Raw genomic sequence first — 235 nt, 5'->3', positions numbered from 1 at the left:
CGACGATCCCGACAGCGCGAATAATTTGTTCTCCGCGCCGATGAAGATGCGAGTCGAATCCCCCGCCCGCGCCGAATCGAGCAGGCGGGCAACCTCCTGCTTGCCTTCCAGATCGTCGAGCAGATCGCGCACCCGCTCCAGATCCGCCGCGGCGGCCGCATCGATCAACCGCCCCTGCCCGCGTACGATCAGGATCGGTCGCCGCTCGCCATCCTCGCTCCAGACGATCAGCCCC

General features: G+C 66.8%; 1 pseudogene. It reads right to left on the bottom strand.

Annotated elements, in window-relative coordinates:
* A pseudogene (gene hrcA / locus AC0L2X_RS32655) lies at nt 1–235 on the bottom strand (heat-inducible transcriptional repressor HrcA); the annotation flags it as partial.

This window comes from Mesorhizobium sp. WSM4828 (genome assembly GCF_055811175.1).
This window is presented reverse-complemented; position numbering and strand designations above follow the sequence as displayed.